Here is an 18,083-nt window from a genome sequence, read left to right as displayed (position 1 = left end):
AACTTATTTAATAATATGTTTATAATCTTTCATAAACTGCCAACAGCTGGAGAATGGAATAAAGGACTCAGGGCATTGTTTTATGCCGATTCCAATTTTCTTTGTGATTATACCTTTTAGATCGGTATTTTCTGTAGTGGTAATATCTTAATCAGGTTAGTTTTTTTCAGCAGGTTGGGATCTAACTTACTGACACTGGAGTGACTAAGGCGTAGGTTTTGTTTTCGAAATCTTGATATGAGATCATCCGAATCTAGTCAGATATGCTTTTACAGGAACTCCTTGGCATTGATGAAGAGGTCTACTTTGTAGAGGAAAGCTATATCGCCCAGAGGACTATTGAGCGCACGATTGACTATCTTAACGGAGTCCGGAGGTTTGCAGAGGAAGGGCTAGTGCGGCTTCTGAGGGTTCGGGAAGGGGAGCATACGCTTGGGCTGTTGCTTTTTAATCCGGCAAATGATGAAGTTCCTGTAGATTTCTGGTCGGTTTTTACGGGAGCCTTTGCCGGAACACGCTCAAAGAAGGCTTTTGAAGCTCTTGCAGATTCTATTCTTACTTCTAATCTGCCTGAAAAGGATATTGAGATTTCTTCGGAAAGCTGGCGAGATGCCGTTAATGAATATTACTCTCTTATGCTTGTAAACCGGAATCTCTGCGCAGCTTGCGCTGCCAGGCCCCAATCGTATGGAAGTGTTTTTTCCGAAAGCCGGATTCAGAGAGTGGCAGAAATCTTCGGCATTCTCCAAAAAAAGGGTCTTTCTCCTGAAGGCAGGCTTCTTGAGGTTTGCTGTGGAAACGGAATGTCCACGCTTGCCCTCTACAGACTCGGGCTTGACCCGCTGGCTATAGAAATCAATAAATGTGCAGTCTGCCAGGGGCTTGAACAGGGAGTTTTGAACCCCCAAAAAACGGTTATAATGGATGCAACTGCCCTTTCCAGATATTTCGAGCAAGGAAGCTTTGATGCAGTGATGGGATTTATGCTTGGGCTTGTCTATGAATTTAATAAAGAACTCTGGACAGGCATTATGAGAGAGGCGGTCTCGGTTGCAAATGAGGGCGCCCTAATGCTTTTCACAGTTAGCAGCAGGCCTGAGATTGAAATTCTTGCCGAAGCGCTGTTCAGGGCAGGAGTTAAAGGTGAGATTGTAGACAACACAGACTCTGACGGGACTTACGATCAGTGGTTCTTTGTAGGAAGAAAACAGAAAGCCTGATTTGAGGCTTGAATTAAGGTAAACTTATACTCTTCCCTTGAAACAATATATTTTTATCTCAACCTTTTAATCCTTTAATTCCCCTGTCTTTATTTCCCGGGAAAATCCTCCAGACTATCGGTTATCTTCCACTCTTATCTATTCTAATTCGCTGAGTATTTACTGCGTGTTTATTCACTCTTACGGCTCATCAATTAAATTTCAGGAATGGTTAATCCTCGATAAGTTTTCCTGTATTCCGGGAATCCGAGTACTTTTTTATATAAATTTAATTCATTTTATAAATCTGGATATTTTTCGGAAACCCACTTTTTTAATGTCAACAGCCGAAAAGTATATACTTGTTAACAATGGTATATTAAAGAATTCTTATCAACGCAGATCAATTGAGTACTGCGTTTAGGTCTGTAAAATTGATTCCCTCTGACTGCGATTCCGGAAAGCCGGTTAAATAGCACCGAAGAAGCTTTTTTTCCGGTAAAATCGCAGAAAATTGTATTAAAATTACAATCAGAGGATTAACACACTTTACTCAAACCGAATCAGATTATTAACCTGTATGTTTCCGGAGTATCAGACGAATCTCCCGTAAACTGTTCAAAGTGTACTATCAGTAATAGTAAACCAGGTTAGTTTGATTCGATTTTAAGAGGTTCATCCATGAGTGTAAAAATTACCGAAACCATCCTCCGGGATGCACATCAGTCTCTCCTGGCAACCAGAATGCGGACAAGAGATATGCTCGAAGTGGTTGAACAACTGGACCAGATCGGGTATTTCTCCCTCGAAATGTGGGGAGGCGCTACCTTTGACAGCTGTATCCGCTATCTTAATGAAGATCCCTGGCAGCGACTGAGAGATATCAAGAAAGGAATGAACAACACCGATGCACAGATGCTCCTCAGGGGCCAGAACCTCGTAGGGTACAGGCACTATTCGGATGACGTGGTCGAGAAATTCGTTACTAAGTCCTACCAGAATGGAATTGATATTTTCAGGATTTTTGATGCGGTCAACGATATCCGAAATATGGAGTTCTCCATCAAAGTGGCAAAAGGGCTTGGTGCTCACGTACAGGGTACGGTCTGTTACACCATAAGTCCGGTGCATACTGTTGAAAAATATGTTGAGCTTGCAAAACAACTTGAAGAACTTGAGTGCGATTCCATCTGTATCAAAGATATGGCAGGTCTTCTCTCCCCCAACGACGCTACCCGCATAATCAGTGCCATAAAAAAAGAAATATCTATTCCTATTTCCCTGCACTGTCACTGTACCTCCGGAATGGCGCCTATGAGCTATATGGCAGCCTGTGGGGCAGGAGTTGACGTTCTGGATACCGCACTTTCTCCTCTTGCCTGGGGGACTTCCCAGCCTCCAACTGAAACAGTCATAGCCGCCCTTAAAGGCACCCCATACGATACCGGTCTGGATCTGGAGGCTTTTGAGGAGGTAGTCGCATACTTCAAAGATTTGAAAGATAAATATCGCGGCATACTCGACCCTATTACCGAGCAGATCGATACCAATGTTCTTATTTACCAGATCCCGGGCGGCATGCTCTCAAACCTGGTTTCTCAACTAAAAGAACAAAATGCTCTTGATAAGTATGGAGCTGTTCTTGATGAAATGCCAAAGGTTAGAGAAGAACTAGGATATCCGCCTCTTGTCACTCCTACAAGCCAGATAGTAGGAACTCAGGCAGTGCTTAATGTGCTCATGGGCGAGCGTTACAAGGTTATTCCTAAAGAGGTAAAGGATTACGTGCGCGGCCTGTATGGGCGGTCTCCTGCTCCCATAAGCCCTGAGATAATAGGCAAGGTAATCGGAGATGAAGAACCTATTCACTGCCGTCCTGCGGATCTCCTTAAGCCTGAGTATGAGAAAAGGAAAAAGGAAGCCGAGGAGATGGGCATTGCAAAATCTGAGGAAGATATCCTTACCTATATCCTCTATCCGGCTATCGCCCCCAAATTCCTGAAAGGAGAAATGGAAGAAGAGGCTCTGGCAGTTCTTGTCCCTGCTGCCCCTGCAGCTCAGCAGGAGTATATAATTCCAAACCATTTCAAGGTCGAAGTGGATGACGAAATCTATGAGGTCAGGGTTGAACCTCTGGGCGGGGGAATTTCCATATCCGAAGCTTCTCCCAAAAAGCCCAGTGCTGAGTCCGTTAAGGGAGCTGTCAGTAGTTCGATGCAGGGCATGGTTCTGTCTCTTAAGGTCAAGGTCGAAGATACTGTTGCAGAAGGCGATACGGTTGCTGTCATCGAAGCTATGAAAATGGAAAACTCTGTCCACGCTGCCCATTCAGGCATTGTTAGAGAAATTTTCGTTTCCGAAGGGGACACTGTATCTCCCGGCGATATAATAATGTCAATCGAGTAAATGTAACGAGGTGGAAAGTGTTATGTTCAAAAAAGTACTCGTTGCAAATCGCGGTGAGATTGCAATCAGGGTTATGCGCGCCTGCCGGGAACTCGGGATCTCTACGGTCGCGGTATGTTCGGAGGCTGACAAAAACGCCCTTTTTGCCAAATATGCAGACGAGGCCTACCTTATAGGCCCGGCTCCTTCCAGCCAGAGTTATCTGAACATGGAAGCTATCCTTGCAGTTGCAAAAAATACAGGAGCCGAGGCAATTCATCCGGGCTATGGTTTCCTTTCCGAAAATCCTGTATTCGCAAAACGCTGTGAAGAAGAAGGAATTGTTTTTATAGGGCCTCCCAGTCATGTAATTGCCGAGATGGGAAGCAAAATCAGGGCAAGGAACCTTATGATGAAGGCTGGTGTACCTGTAGTGCCCGGAACTAAAGATGCGGTTGAGGATACGGGCGAAGCTCTAAAAATAGCGGAGGAAATCGGCTATCCTGTCCTGATCAAAGCCTCGGCCGGAGGCGGTGGAATCGGGATGAAAGTTGTTCATTCCAGAGATGAACTTGCCACTGCACTCAGTTCTACCAGGCAGATGGCTGGCTCGGCTTTTGGAGACTCCTCGGTCTTTATTGAGAAATATGTGGAGGAACCAAGGCACATAGAGATTCAAATTCTGGCAGATGGATATGGAAACACAATTTATCTTTCAGATAGGGAATGCTCCATCCAGAGAAGGCACCAGAAGCTTATCGAGGAAGCTCCATCCCCTATCATGACCCCTGAACTCAGGGCACAGATGGGAGAAGCTGCAGTCAGGGTAGCAAAGGCAATTGGTTACGTAAATGCCGGAACAGTGGAGTTTCTTTACTCAAAAGGCAGCTTTTATTTTCTTGAGGTCAATACCCGCCTGCAGGTCGAGCATGGGATAACGGAGATGGTAACCGGTGTTGACATTGTAAGGGAGCAACTCAGGATAGCCTGGGGAGAAAAGCTTGAATTCAACCAGGAAGACATCGTTATTGACGGGCATGCTATCGAGTGCAGGATCAATGCGGAAGATCCGTTAAACGATTTTGCGCCTTCTCCCGGAAAAATCCGGGGATATCGGTCTGCAGGCGGTCCTGGAGTCAGAGTGGATAGCGGAGTGCATACAGGTTACACCATCTCTCCTTACTATGACTCAATGATCTCAAAACTCTGCGTGTGGGGAAAGACAAGAGATGTAGCCATTGCCAGGATGGAGAGAGCGCTTTATGAGTATGTGGTTGTTGGAGTGAAAACCAATATACCCTTCCACAAAGCGGTTATGCGCAATCAGGCTTTCCGCAGGGGCGACCTTACGACGGCTTTTATCGAGGACCATAATATTGTAGAGTCCGTTGAAGAAGTTGTCAAAGCAGACGCTGAAAAAGGAGCTACTCTGGCCTCGGCGCTTGAAGCAAAAGACAAAAAAGTTGCGGCTATCACGGCTGCCGTGCACGCCTATGTGAGCATGGCGCAGAAAACGCAGCGTTGAGAGAAGACCTCCCGAGAAACAGGAACAGGACTCCGGTAAGTTTGATATGGAACACTTCGAACTAAAAAATTATATACGGTGGAACGTATACATTGATATGGGGTGCGCGGATGGGAGATAAAAGATCTCGAATTATCAAGGCACTAAAAGATGCACAGAAAAGCCCTGTTTCCGGAGAGGAATTGGGGCTCAAGTTAGGGATATCGAGGACAATGGTCTGGAAGTACATCAAATCCCTCCAGGCTGATGGTTACGAAATAGAATCATCTCCGAAAAGGGGATATGTCCTGAAATCCGTACCCCAACTCCTGTACCCGGAAGAGATCCAGATGGGGCTCAAAACAACCCTTCTGGGGAACAAAATCCATTATTTTGAAGAAGTAACTTCCACAAATAGCATTGCAAAAGAGATCGCAGCTTCGGAGGAAGAGGGTACGCTTGTAATCGCCGAAGTGCAGAAAGGAGGTAGGGGCCGGATGGGCAGGGAATGGGTTTCTCCTCACGGCGGGATCTGGATGTCAGTAATCCTGAAACCCGGAATTCCTCTCAGGCATGCCTCAAGGCTTACCCTTGTTACAGGGCTTGCTGTTGCAAACGTTATTCGCAACATGGGACTTGACGCCCGCATTAAATGGCCAAATGATGTTCGCATTAACGGAAAGAAGGTGTGCGGAATCCTTACCGAGGCGAAGGCTGAAGTGGATAGGGTGGACTATGTTGTACTGGGAATAGGGATTAATGTAAACATGGATTTAAAAGATATCCCGGAATCTTTCCGTGCAGGCTCCACAACGTTGAAAGTTGAGCTTGGAAGACATATAAAGAGGGTTTCGTTCCTTCAAGATTTTCTTTTCGAGCTTGAGCAGCAGTACATAAATTTCAAGACCCATCCGTTCTCACATATCCTGAACGACTGGCTTGCTCTTTCCGACACTATAGGAAAAGAGGTAAAAGTGACAACTCCTTCACGAATTATTGAGGGAAAAGCCGTAGGAGTAACCCCTGACGGAGCTCTAGTAATAAGAAAAGCTGACAATACCAGAGAAGAAATAATTGCAGGCAGATGCATTTATGCGCGTCCCAAATAAACACGGAAGGAAGGAAGATAAGAAGATAAATCCTGTCTCTGTATTTTCCTTTTTCCTCCTTGTCTCATTATGCTTTTCAATTGTCTTTCACTCTATGTCACCTGCTTTAGCGGCTGATACTAAAGAAAGACTTATCATCGTCCTTATCGATGGAGAAGAGATTTATATAAGGTCAGGCAGCTCCCATACTTTTTTGCAGGACTATCAGCTTTATGTAAAAGGTACGGATACCGAGGGTAAAAAAATCTGGATTGAACTCAGCAGAAAAGGAATCCCCCTCCAGGATGCTATTGTTACTGAAGGCTCACAATTCGTATATTCGCAGAATTCTACCGAAATCCTTAATCTTACCGTGAACACGATATACGAAGGAGCGGATGGAGTACTTGTAAGGTTCTCACCTGTATACCAGTACCTTGATACAAGACTTCCCATGCCTCAAACTCCAGTCGAATCGCATGCCAACACTTCGGACAATACCTCTTCCGTTCGCCCTGGACTGGAAACACAGGCTGAGGGTTTTGATATGCCCCTCTTTCTCTTTGGCCTGGGTGCCGTGCTTCTTGTAACAGGTTTCTTTGCAGGAAAAAGGAAGAGAAGATAAATTTTCAATGCTTCGCTGAAACGGGATGTCGATTCCAGGGGAATAGGAAGCGGAATCGGCTTAAAAGGAAAACTGATTTAAAAGGATTAGCCGGAGACAGTTTATCTGAAACTAATTTATCACCGGCTTCCTGTAAGTCTAGCAAGTTCTTATTCGTTGGAGAATTTAACGTCCCCTTTCTCGATAAGGAGTTTGAGATCTTCCAGGCTCATACGAGCGTTTTTCTGAAGCTTCTCGCGGGCATCGCTGTGTTTCTGGCTTACTTTGTGCTCGTCTTTGGTAAGCTGCAGGTCTTTTAACCTGTCAAGGTATAAAGAAAGATCCTTGCGGTTGTTAGCAATGCTGGTTTTAAGCGGGTCAATTCTCTCTTTAATTGAATTTATATTTGTGATTTTATCCGTAAGCTGGGCATGGTATGTATTTGCTTCTTTTCGGATCTCATCAGCGGATTTGAAATTTTCAAGCATTTCCAGGTGGCAGGCCTGAGATTCATCTGAGAGGGTCTGGATCTTTTCATGGAATTCATCCCCTCTTTTATGGATTCCTTTTGACTCTTTATAACTTTCCTGGATTTGCGCATGTAATTCATTTGCCTTCTGTGCAGCTTGCAGGCGTTTACTGAGGTCATTTAATTTCTGGAAAATTTTAATTTCCACTGCAAGAGGCAGCTCTTTATGAAGAAAAGTGTCAAGTTCGGCTTCATAAGCCTTTGTAAGAGATTCCACACTTCCGTGGGAAAGTTTGTTGCATTCGTCCCGCTGTTCCTTGAGTCCCGCAATTCCTGAAAACAATTCTTGCGTCTTTGAATTCACATTACTTCTTTTTCCCTTATACTCACTGATTGATCTGTTAATCTCGTCCCGTTTATCTCTCAATTCCTGTGCTTTTGCAACCCTTTCCTTAACCTGCTGGTTCAGAGAGTCTCTCTTTTCTTTCAGTTCGTCGATATCGGTCCTGTTAATTTTCAGTTCCTTAAAAATCGAAGCCAACTGCCTTTCGCTTTTCTCTATCCTGCTCCTGAGCTCGTTTACCTTGCCCTTCAGCTCCCGTTCGTTAAGGTTTGAAAGGTCGGCCGTTGCAATTTCAGTGGTTGAAACGTCGTTGGTCATGTATATCACCCGCGTGTTTTCGAAAAAGGGTTATACTTTCAATTTTTCCCAGTAATTCAGGGCTTCTTCATGGTTTTTTATTTTAGTACTCAGCCATTTATGCTGGGATTTGCTTTTCAAAATCTCTTCATTCTTGCTGCCATCATTCTCTACAAGCTGCTTTTCAGACTGTACTATCTCTCTCAGTTCCAGATTCGAATTCCTGGCTTCCTCCATTCTGACCTCGGTTTGAAGGAGAACATTCTCCCCTGAGCCCGCGGTCTGAATATTTTCGCGCAGATTTTCCATAAACGAATCTTTAAGTTTCTGTTCCTCTTCAGGTTCGATCTGCCCTTTGAGTTTTTTAAGCTCTTCCCTGAGTTTGCTGGCAGTAATCGGGTCCAGCTTCAGGAAGACCTCCTTTTCAAGGTATGCTTCGGCCTGATGGTAAAACTGCTGGCGTTTCTCCTGGAGAACTTCCTTTCTCTCTTCCATTCGGAGCCTGGAACTCTTCGCATTTTTTACTTCTTCTTCGATCTGGCTCAGTCTGCTGTCCAGTTCTCCGAATTCTTTTCTACTTTCTTCCAGAAACCGACTATGTTTTTCCACAACTGCGGAGATCAGTTCCCCTTCTGTCAGCACTCTGATTCCGGCTTCTTCAATGTTTTCAGTCACTGTATCACGGTCTGCATTTTTGTTTTATACATAGGTTGTTCTGTTTCCGGTATATAATCAGCCCTGAAAGCCAGACTATTGACTTTCACTGGCTCAGTGCCTCCAGGATAACCTGGCGATATTAAGTTAAACCCTGAAGATCTGAGCATGGGGCACATCATCGATTATTATCACGGAATCCGGATCAATTAATCCGCATTTTATGGCACATTTGATTGTTTTTTCCCCAAAGAGGTTTGCAGTTGTAGCTTCTTCAAGGGCTTTCTGGAGTTCTTCCTCGGAAACACATTCCCCTTCATAAAAAGCCCTGCTGATCTCCACTGTGGTATTACCGTGTTTAAGGGTCTTTCCGAGCACTTCCCTGTCACAGGCTGCAACAAGGACATGCCCTCCATTTTTATAGATTTTTAGAAACATATTCTCCCTTTTAAATAGTAATGCCCTTTTAGTATTTACAGCTTAACCGTCCTCACATAATTATTCTGTAACTGTTTTTCCATTTCACGGGTCCGGGAAGTATAATTATAGAATTTCAGCGCTTTGATCCGTTCCAGATTAAACAAGTCTAATATGGTTCTGATCCGGAGAAAGCAGATCTCCTCTCTGCTTCATCTTCTTGATATTCTCCTCGGCATGAGTTCGATCTATCCCGTGCTCGTTTTCAGCTACAGTATATACTTCCTCCAGAGGGGCTTTGGCTCCCGAATGCTTCTCACTTACCTTTTTAATTACGTCTCTAAGGATTTTTATCTTATTTCTCTGGCTCATGCTTGTACCAGATGCAAGTATATCCGCATCGAGGGCTCCGGTTTCAGGGTCTACACCGACGTTTTTCAGGCAATTCATAACGATTCTGATAGTTCTTTTTGCATCTTCAAGCGTGACTATATTGCTCAGGCGGACTCTTGCACTTGCTTCCGAAAGGCGGACAAGGGCTTCAAGCTGCCTGGCAGTTACCGGCACAGGTGTGTTTTTGCTCTCTCCCGTTTTTCGAAGATCAGTATAGAAGTTAATCAGATAAGCTCTGGCATCGCCCTCCATTACAGGAAATACGTTTTTCCGGGCGTATGCGACATATTTTCGCATAATCTCGGCCTGTATGACAGGCTCGATTACTTCCATCTCGGCTTCGACAAAATCTTCCGTAATATGGGATCCGGAAAGTTTTTCCCGCTGCTCGAAAAGTTCTCCTGCATAATGAGACTGCAGAATATGGTTTGCAATCCTGCTGTCCAGGTCATGATTAGGGGTATCAAGCAAAACAAAGATAAGGTCAAAACGGGAAAGCAGTGCAGGCGGCATACTTATCTGCTCTGCAAGGCCTTCGTATCGATCAAAACGTCCGTACTTCGGATTTGCAGCTCCAAGAAGGGCACAACGGGATTTTAAAGTTGCAATAATTCCTGCCTTGGCGATACTTATGGTTTGCTGCTCCATTGCCTCGTGCAGGGCACTCTTATCCTCGGTCTTCATTTTGTCCATTTCGTCAACCGCGGCAACTCCCATATCAGCCATGACAAGGGCACCGCCTTCGATTGTCCATCTCCCGTCATTCAGGTCATCTTTTACGGCGGCTGCAGTCAGGCCGCTTGCCGATGCACTCCGCCCTGAAGTAAATACGCCTCTTGGGGAGAGTTTGACAACATAGCGCAGGAGCTGGGATTTTGCAATTCCGGGATCTCCCACAAGCATAACGTGAATATCGCCCCTTATCCTGGAACCGTCAGGAAGATTCTTTACAACTCCCGAAAATAGCTGGAGGGCAAGGGCTTCCTTTATGTCTTCGTACCCGTAGATCGAAGGTGCAATCGAGCCGACTATCTTGTTATAAATTGCAGGGTCGCGAGAAAGCTCAAGGATCTTCTCCTCATCCTCAGCGGTTATTTCAAGTTCGTCATAATCTTTATCCAGGCGTTCGATGGAATTTGCTTCCAGCACAAGGTCGTAGAAAGTAGATTTTCCGTCTTTCAGAGTGCGTTGCCTGGATCTCAGGATTCCGTTAATTATTACCCTGTCCCCGGGGGTGACATTTCCTGTCAGGTCGTCTTCGGAATCAACCTCAAGGCTCTGGGGCTGTGAGCCTCCTTTTAGATTTTCGGGCGATTCCTGAATCTGAAGTTTCTGAGCATCGATAAAAATGGAATCCTCTATTATTACTTTAAAAGGCCCTTTCTTCCCACAGGTCTCGTTTTCACAGCCTGCAAAAGGCTCCTCAAATTTGAAGCTATTTTGCTCCACAACGGTCAGATGGCCGCACCTGAGGCACTGGAAAGCGGCTTTAGTGATTCTTGGCCTTACTTCAGTAGCTTTCCTTATCATACCCTCGATTGCAACAAATCGGGTGAGATTCTTGCTTCTGAGCTCCCTTATAGATACTCTGTTAGGGATTTTAACTATCCTTACATGGGCCTGCTCAAGGCTCTTTTCTACAGGAAGGTCAATTTTTTTCAGGGCAGCCTCAGCTGACGGTATGAGTTCTCCGGGATGATCAAGAAACTCTTTTGAAAGCTCCCTGTCAAATTTCTCTATATCCGTAAAATCCACAACAAGGCTTCTCTGGTCCGGATACTCGTTTGCAAGCTGGAGGATTTCATTCCAGTAGTAGTCTTTAAAAAACCTTTTTAGTTTTTCATCCCACTTGCTTTCTGTTTCAGTCATATCATTCTCTATCTGGCTTTAAGTAAAATTTTCACTCTTCGTTACAGAATTTTTCGTTTAAAAAATAATTTTAAAAAAAGTCAAAAATACGTATCATAAATTCTGATGTAAGAAGAGGCTTATTCTCATATGAACTTTTCCATGCTTTCCGAAGCTTCTATTTCCCGTGTCTCAGGTTCCTTTAATGCATACCCCATTTTTCTCTCGATTCTTCTTATTACGCCCCTTAAAGTCTGGACCTCCCTTGGAGTAAGTCCTGCTCTTCCGAATATTCTCCGCAGCATCAGGAAAGTTTTATCTTTCTTATGAGGACGATAGTCGATTTCCTCCAGCAACTCCTCCAGATGCCCATATAGAAGCTGGAGGTCAAACCCGTCGGCAAGCGGATTGTTCCCTCCTTCCAGTTCGGAAAGTTCGTAAAGCACCACTGCAACGGCATGTGAGAGATTCATAATCGGATATATCTCGGAAGTTGGAACCGTTATGAGCATATCGAAACTTTTGAGTTCGTCATTGGTAAAACCGCTATCTTCGCGCCCGAAAAGAATCGCAACTGTTCCGCTGCAAGCTTTAAGTTTTTCTTTTAGTTCCCTTGGGGTATACAGTGGAAGGCGGATGTGTTCTCCGGTTTTCAGGCTTCCCACGCCAGTTGTCCCTATCCTCAGGTCTGCGCCTTCTACAGCTTCTTCAAGCGTTGAGGTAATTCTTGCCCCTTCAAGCACGTCTCTTGCATGGGACGACATGGCTCTTGCCTCCCCTTCGAGCTTGCAGGGATTTACGAGCACGAGGTCAGCGTGTCCGAAGTTTTTCATTGCTCTTGCAACAGATCCGACATTCCCCTGATACATGGGCTCTACAAGTATTATGCGAATTTCAAGTGACAAATTTCTCAGTCCTTTTTTAAAATCAGTTTTCAAGTGTGATTGCATCTTCCATACAGACAGTCACACACATTCTGCAACCCAGGCAGTAAGACGGATCCTTTAATACGCAGACCTTTTTTCCGTGCTTTTCTTCGATTGAATAAACCCGCGGGCCTTTCGGGCAGGCAGCTTTGCACTTACCACAGCCTGTACATTTCTTCTCATCAATATATATTTTCATACAGATTATTTTCCGTGTGTTCCGGTCTCATTGTGAGGTATTCGAGTGTGTTATTACGACGTTTTCAAGCCTTATTTCGTGTAAGATGCCATTGTGATGCAAGAGTTTGTCGTGCCTCTTCTTTGCTGCTTCAGTCTCTTCCTTTTTCAGTTCCTTCCTGCTTCAGTCTCTTCCTTTTTCAGTTCCTTCCTGTTCCAGCTCTTGCCTTTCACGTTCCGGTTTTTCAGTAATTTCTTTACATTTGGCGAATTCAGCACTCTTATTTATCCTCCCAAATATATTAATCTTAAGTTTGCAGATGTTGCGGTTTATCTGCAGCAGATTGTAGTGGACGAAGCCTGGCATGCTACCAAAGTAGCTGAAAAACTAGGACCTGTTAAAGAAACGACCCTTGAAAACCTGGAAATGATGCTTGAAGGGGAAAACAAAGCTGAAGTCTAGAAAGCCGAAGCCGCAGAAATAGCCAGAAAGGAAGGCAAACAAAAGCTGCTCTTTTCTTTGAGAGGGCGTCTCTTGATGAGGCACCAGGCAGGACTTAACGGATTTCTGAAAAGGTTAAAAAACAGTAATAAAGGATGTGGGGCTTTTGATCCTATTTTTTCCAAATTTAAAGCTCTTTCTGGGGCTTTAATTATTCTATCAATTCTAGTGCTGTACTAAACTTTATAGTGCTGAACCGAATCCTGTAGTCTTACAGAAAGGGCCACATAAGGGATGCAATTTTATATTGTTTCGAGCAGATATACTCTCTGGATCTGAAATCCTTTTCCGGGTTTGAGATATATATTCAGTCCGGAAAAATACCGGAATATCGGATTCTTCACCTTCTCATGGGGGTTTAATTTCAGGGGGCTGAAGTAGAATTAGCTGTAGTCTGCTAATTAATTCAGGAATCGATCGGTTCTATGGACTCAGCCTTTGCTTCCGATTTTCCGCTGTCGGTTTTAGGTTAGACAATAATATCGAAAAGTGAGGCACAGCAATCAATTTGGAAAAAACATTAAATCGAATAATTTTGAAATAGCATATAATCAATTGAGTTAGAGGAGTGTATAGTATGGTAAGTCGTGAGTATGTGAAAGGTGATCTACCCGAGAAAGCAGCTATTCTGCAAAGAGATGGCGAAACGTATGCAATTGCTCCCCATATTCCAGGAGGAATCGTATACCCGGAGACCCTGAGGAAGATAGCGGATATTGCAGAGAAATACGGGGCTGCGGCTCTGAAACTCACCTCCGCCCAGAGAATAGCGATTGTAGGGCTGAAAGAAGAAGATCTGGATGCGGCATGGGGTGAACTGAATCTGAAACCCGGAGCTGCCATAGGGCTCTGTGTCCGCAGCGTCAAGATCTGTCCCGGGACTACCTTCTGCAAGAGGGGCAAGCAGGATGCAGTCGGGCTTGGATTGAAACTTGATGAGAAGTATCATGGGATGCAGCTTCCTTCCAAGCTCAAAATGGCGGTTTCCGGCTGCCAGAATTCGTGCTCCGAGCCTATGATAAAGGATATAGGGCTCATGGGTACGGCAAAAGGCTTTACCTTATCTGTAGGAGGCAGTGCAGGACCTCGCCCGCGGCTGGGAAATGTAGTAGCAAAAGACCTCACCGAAGAGCAGGCTATAGATTTTATTGACAAAATAATTAACTTTTACAAAGGGTATCCGAAGCAAAGAAGAATCGGAGAAGTTATTGACGAGATGGGGCTTGAGAAATTCAAAGCCGAGGTAGGGTTATAAAGAGGTTTTCTGGTTATCAGATTTTCTGGTTGTCAGATTTCCTGGCTGTCAGAGGCACTTTTAAGTTGCCCCACTATCTTCGTTTTACTTTTTGAAGGCAGACTTTTTCGTCTCCTGCACTTTTACTTTTTACTTTTTTGTCGATTTATTTCCCACTTTTCCGTCAGGAAGAATTCTATAAGCTCAATTTATAATTCCTATATTATAATTTAGATTTTATTTTTCATTTTTTACTTTTTTCTTCCTCCCTTTGAATACTTCTATTCCCCCATTTTTGCTACTCAGTGGGCTTTTCTATGTATTGTTTAATAAAGATAATGTTTAAATATAATAGATGCAAAGACTAACAGAATATTCAAACCTTATGCAAACAGTCGCTACGGTTATCATTCTGTCTTTACTATCATTGAGATTCTGTAACATGACAATTGTAAAAGCAATATTAGTTCCCAGTTTTTGATTCATACATAGGAGGAATATATTATCAGTAGTGAAATGGCATACTTCTCTGGGCTCACGGATGCATTAAGAATGACGTTTGTCCAGATAATGATACTCAGCGCAATAGCCGTTGTGATTTTTCTATATGGTATGATGATTACCTTCCAGAAATGGGGGGCAGGAGTCACAGGTTACGCCCTTGAGCCTCAGGAAGGAAAAAGAGGAAGTGCAATCACATTCTTAAAAACATGGTGGAATCAGGTAACGGAAGAATCTCATCACGGGCATGGAAAGCCTCTCCTGGAAGTTCTTATTCTTGATATTCTCTTCCAGAGAAGAATTCTCAAGAGAAGCCCTCTCCGCTGGTTCATGCACATCCTGATTTTCGGAGGATGGATGACCCTCTTTGCCCTGTCAGGACTCATGTTTGCAGTCGAAATGACCCATATGGTCGGAATTGAACTCCCGTTCACCCCCTACATGTTTAGAGAATGGCTCTCCCTTCCGAACTATATCTTCGGGTATATCCTGCTTATAGGGGTTCTTATAGCATTAGTAAGAAGACTGTTTGTCTCTGAAGTCAGGGAAGCTTCCATTATGTATGATTGGGTTTTGATCGGAGTAGTTTTCTTAGTTACTATTTCCGGTTTTCTTGCTGATGGAATCCGCACGGGAATCATCTGGGACTTCGGGCTTGACCCTTCAATAGCTCCACCGGCGGCACTTTTCCATTCCGTAATCTCCCTGATCTTCTGTATCGCATTTATTCCATTCAGTAAATATATTCACATAATCGCCATACCGCTTGCATTACTTGCAAATAAAGGAGGCGAATAATAAAATGGCAAAACGTGAACCTTCAATCAGTACAAAAAATCTTACCGCAGTCCAGCTTATGGAGCTCGACTCCTGCGTCCGCTGTGGTGAATGTGTAAAATGGTGTCCAACCTATGCTGCTTCCGGCGAGAAACCAGGATTGGCTCCCAGAGACAAGATCCTGCGCTGGAGACAGTACATGAACAAGTCCTACGGACTTAAGGCAAAACTCTTTGGCCCGCAGGAAATTCCAGATGAAGAGCTTCAGGAATTCAAAGACGATGTCCACGGCTGTACTACCTGTGGTATCTGTTCAACAGTTTGTGAAGCAGGCATTAACACTGTGGAACTCTGGGAATCCATGAGGGCAAACCTTGTAAAGAAAGGTATCGGTCCTTATGGGAAGCAGAATATGTTCCCGAAACTTATTGGGCAGTACCATAATCCTTACATGAAGGACCAGAAGGACAGGCTTGCCTGGGTTCCAGAAGATGTGAAAATAGAAAACAAAGCAGATATTGTCTATTTCACCGGTTGTACTGCAGGATACAATCAGCTCGCTTTAGCCTTTGCGACCTCACGTGTACTCAACAAGCTAGGCGTTAAGTTTGCCATGCTTGGCGAAGATGAATGGTGCTGTGGCTCAGCCCTTATCAGGACAGGTCAGGCACATATCAATAATGTGCCCTATGAACTTGCAAAACATAATGTTGAGGCAATCCAGAAGAGAGGTGCCAAAAAGGTCCTCTTTGCATGCGCAGGCTGTTTCCGTGCTGCAAAGGTCGACTGGCCAAGGCTTCTCGGCAAAGAACTGCCTTTTGAGGTTGTCCACGTTTCAGAGTTCCTTGCAGGAATGATAAAAGAAGACAAAATCAAATGGGTGAAGCCTGTTAACAAGACAGTTACTTACCATGACCCCTGCCACCTTGGTCGCCACGTGGGCGTCTTTGATGCACCCAGATATGTGCTGTCACATATTCCTGGTGTCAAGTTCGTAGAAATGGACAGGGTAAAAGAATTCCAGCGCTGCTGTGGAGCTGGCGGTGGTGTAAAGGCAGGTATTCCTGACCTCGCTCTGGGAGTTGCAGAATCCAGAGTTAAGGATGCCGTTGAAACCAATGCAGATATCCTTTCCAGCTGCTGCCCATTCTGTAAAAGAAACCTGATGGATGGGCGAGACGCACTCAACGTTGATATGGTTGTCGAGGACGTCATTGAGCTGGTTGCAGAGGCTCTGGGCCTTGAGACTAAATAATCGGGAAAAGTAAAAGCTGGCTTCTCCAGCTTTCTTTCTCTTTTTATTCTCCGCTATTTTATAGCAAAACTTAAATACCGATACTTCCTTCCCCTTAAATATGTATATGCCTTACGAATTTCTAGGAAAAATATTTATATTCCTGGTCTTTTTCGCGCTTGCAGGAACCGGGATCGCCCTGACTATTGGGGCATACTCTTTCAAAAACCGAAGAATTATTTTTCCGGGATTCGTACTGTTCACACTTTATCTTTTCTATTCCCCTGCAAAGTGGCTTTGTAAAGTTTTCAGGATAAGGGACACCCTCGTTGATGATATCCTTATTGATGTCCGAAATGCCGTTATGTATGACGATTTCCTGCACGTTAAGGGTAAGAAAATCCTGCTTCTCCCTCAGTGCCTGCGCCATCCGGACTGTAAAGCAAGGTGCCATCCGGTCCACGGATACGAATGCAAACGATGCGGGTTATGTGATATTTCAAAAATTTCGGAAGCTGCTGACAGGCTCAATTTCAAGGTTTTTGTAGTACCCGGAGGAAGTTTTGTCAAAAAAATCTTTAAGGAGCACAGACCCGCAGCCTGCCTGGGAGTTGCTTGCTATAATGAGCTTGCTGAAAACATGCAGGCGGTGTCGTTTGTTCCTGTGCAGGGGGTTCTTCTTCTTAAGGATGGATGCTTCAATACTGAAGCCAATGTTGAGGAAATAATTCAAAAAATGGAGATATGCAATGTATAATATCATTGGGAAGGCTCTTTTCTTTCTTATTGTAGCTTCCCTTCTTCTTTCTGGCATAGCCCTGCTTGCCAGCAGAAGGAGTCTCACTGGGAATGTTTATCTCGCAGGTTTTTTCGTAAGTATACTTGATTTCTTTTATTTGCCTCTAAGGCATATTTTTCTTAAATTCTCCGATACCCGTGTTCTCGATAAGTGGATGGCTTCTTTGAAAAACCGAGCCTATAAATCTGATTTTGCAAAAACAAAAAAAAGAATTATCCTGGCTCCGCATTGTATGAGGAGCCTCGACTGTCCGGCTTACACCACTCAGACAGGGATACAATGTAAATCCTGTGGGAAATGCGTTTTTACTCAGCTGAAAAAGGACGCTGAGAGATACGGATACAAAGTATTTATTTTAACAGGCTCTTCCTATGTAAAAAATATCCTTAAAATGGAAGCTGCCGATGGTGTTCTCCTGATCGCCTGTGATTACGAACTCAATAAGGTCATGCGCGCGCTTAAAGGAAAAAAAGTCATAACCTATGGCATTCCTATGGAAAGGGATGGCTGCTTCGGGACAGATGTGAATTACCAGAATGTCCTGAATATGTTTGAAATTTTTAAGAATTGAGGGGAATGAACAAAAAGTAAGAAATTTTTTCTATCTTTTTCTCTCCTGACAATCTATTTTTTCCTCCTCATAATTTCTTTTTTCCAGGCTGCTTTCCCTCAATCGATCGCAATTTTAAATTAATATTAATACTTTACATTAGTTTCCGATTATATGGACAC

16 protein-coding genes are annotated in these 18,083 nt (G+C 44.1%); 10 read left to right on the top strand and 6 right to left on the bottom strand.

All coding sequences use genetic code 11. The annotated features are described in order from the left end of the window. The first annotated feature begins 263 nt into the window (after positions 1-263). The 5 genes from EQO05_RS05240 to EQO05_RS05220 all read left to right on the top strand — a co-directional run bounded on the left by EQO05_RS05240 (position 264) and on the right by EQO05_RS05220 (position 6,801). Positions 264-1,220, top strand: a complete 957-nt coding sequence (locus EQO05_RS05240) for a class I SAM-dependent methyltransferase (RefSeq protein ID WP_128504434.1) — start codon at positions 264-266, stop codon at positions 1,218-1,220. A 660-nt stretch (positions 1,221-1,880) separates the two neighbouring features. Next, a complete protein-coding gene (gene oadA / locus EQO05_RS05235) occupies positions 1,881-3,605 on the top strand; it encodes a sodium-extruding oxaloacetate decarboxylase subunit alpha (protein WP_128504432.1) in 1,725 nt (574 codons plus the stop codon). A 22-nt stretch (positions 3,606-3,627) separates the two neighbouring features. Beyond that, positions 3,628-5,109, top strand: coding sequence for an acetyl-CoA carboxylase biotin carboxylase subunit (locus EQO05_RS05230; RefSeq protein ID WP_128504430.1), 1,482 nt, complete (start codon positions 3,628-3,630; stop codon positions 5,107-5,109). A gap of 110 nt (positions 5,110-5,219) precedes the next feature. Beyond that, entirely contained in the window at positions 5,220-6,197 is a 978-nt protein-coding gene (locus EQO05_RS05225; protein ID WP_128504428.1) for a biotin--[acetyl-CoA-carboxylase] ligase, read from the top strand. After that, positions 6,181-6,801: an S-layer protein domain-containing protein gene (locus EQO05_RS05220; protein ID WP_128504426.1), complete on the top strand. Its 621-nt coding sequence runs from the start codon at positions 6,181-6,183 to the stop codon at positions 6,799-6,801. Before EQO05_RS05225 ends, EQO05_RS05220 begins: the two co-directional genes overlap by 17 nt. 149 nt (positions 6,802-6,950) lie before the next feature. Here EQO05_RS05220 and EQO05_RS05215 read toward each other — a convergent pair whose 3' ends face one another. From EQO05_RS05215 to EQO05_RS05190, 6 genes are all read right to left on the bottom strand, one after another. Continuing rightward, complete coding sequence (locus tag EQO05_RS05215; RefSeq protein WP_128504424.1) at positions 6,951-7,910, bottom strand: coiled-coil protein; 960 nt, start codon at positions 7,908-7,910, stop codon at positions 6,951-6,953. A 30-nt stretch (positions 7,911-7,940) separates the two neighbouring features. Next, on the bottom strand, positions 7,941-8,564 hold the full coding sequence (locus tag EQO05_RS05210) for a hypothetical protein (protein WP_128504422.1): 624 nt from the start codon (positions 8,562-8,564) through the stop codon (positions 7,941-7,943). A 126-nt stretch (positions 8,565-8,690) separates the two neighbouring features. Continuing rightward, the gene (locus EQO05_RS05205) at positions 8,691-8,981 is read right to left on the bottom strand and encodes a DUF424 domain-containing protein (RefSeq protein ID WP_128504421.1); all 291 of its coding nucleotides are present in this window, start codon (positions 8,979-8,981) and stop codon (positions 8,691-8,693) included. A 138-nt stretch (positions 8,982-9,119) separates the two neighbouring features. Continuing rightward, entirely contained in the window at positions 9,120-11,222 is a 2,103-nt protein-coding gene (locus EQO05_RS05200; protein WP_128504419.1) for a minichromosome maintenance protein MCM, read from the bottom strand. Positions 11,223-11,347: 125 nt separating this feature from the next. Next, positions 11,348-12,106 (bottom strand): RNA methyltransferase, encoded by a 759-nt coding sequence (locus EQO05_RS05195; protein WP_164888470.1) that lies wholly within the window; start codon positions 12,104-12,106, stop codon positions 11,348-11,350. 22 nt (positions 12,107-12,128) lie between these two features. After that, a complete protein-coding gene (locus tag EQO05_RS05190) occupies positions 12,129-12,326 on the bottom strand; it encodes an ATP-binding protein (protein ID WP_128504415.1) in 198 nt (65 codons plus the stop codon). Between the two features lie 1,057 nt (positions 12,327-13,383). Here EQO05_RS05190 and EQO05_RS05180 point away from each other — a divergent pair. From EQO05_RS05180 to EQO05_RS05160, 5 genes are all read left to right on the top strand, one after another. Beyond that, a complete protein-coding gene (locus EQO05_RS05180; RefSeq protein ID WP_128504413.1) occupies positions 13,384-14,061 on the top strand; it encodes an NAD(P)/FAD-dependent oxidoreductase in 678 nt (225 codons plus the stop codon). Between the two features lie 495 nt (positions 14,062-14,556). Next, positions 14,557-15,339 (top strand): dihydromethanophenazine:CoB--CoM heterodisulfide reductase subunit HdrE, encoded by a 783-nt coding sequence (gene hdrE, locus EQO05_RS05175; protein WP_128504411.1) that lies wholly within the window; start codon positions 14,557-14,559, stop codon positions 15,337-15,339. Between the two features lie 4 nt (positions 15,340-15,343). Further along, positions 15,344-16,573 carry a dihydromethanophenazine:CoB--CoM heterodisulfide reductase subunit HdrD gene (gene hdrD / locus EQO05_RS05170; RefSeq protein WP_128504410.1) on the top strand — a complete coding sequence of 410 codons (1,230 nt, stop codon included), beginning with the start codon at positions 15,344-15,346 and terminating at the stop codon, positions 16,571-16,573. A gap of 100 nt (positions 16,574-16,673) precedes the next feature. After that, a complete protein-coding gene (locus EQO05_RS05165) occupies positions 16,674-17,309 on the top strand; it encodes a DUF116 domain-containing protein (protein ID WP_128504408.1) in 636 nt (211 codons plus the stop codon). After that, positions 17,302-17,922, top strand: coding sequence for a DUF116 domain-containing protein (locus EQO05_RS05160; RefSeq protein WP_128504407.1), 621 nt, complete (start codon positions 17,302-17,304; stop codon positions 17,920-17,922). Before EQO05_RS05165 ends, EQO05_RS05160 begins: the two co-directional genes overlap by 8 nt. Positions 17,923-18,083 lie beyond the last annotated feature (161 nt).

It is taken from the genome of Methanosarcina sp. MSH10X1, assembly GCF_004099695.1.
Lineage (GTDB): Archaea > Halobacteriota > Methanosarcinia > Methanosarcinales > Methanosarcinaceae > Methanosarcina.
Note: the sequence above shows the minus strand (reverse complement) of the source record. Positions and strands in the feature narration are given on the sequence as shown.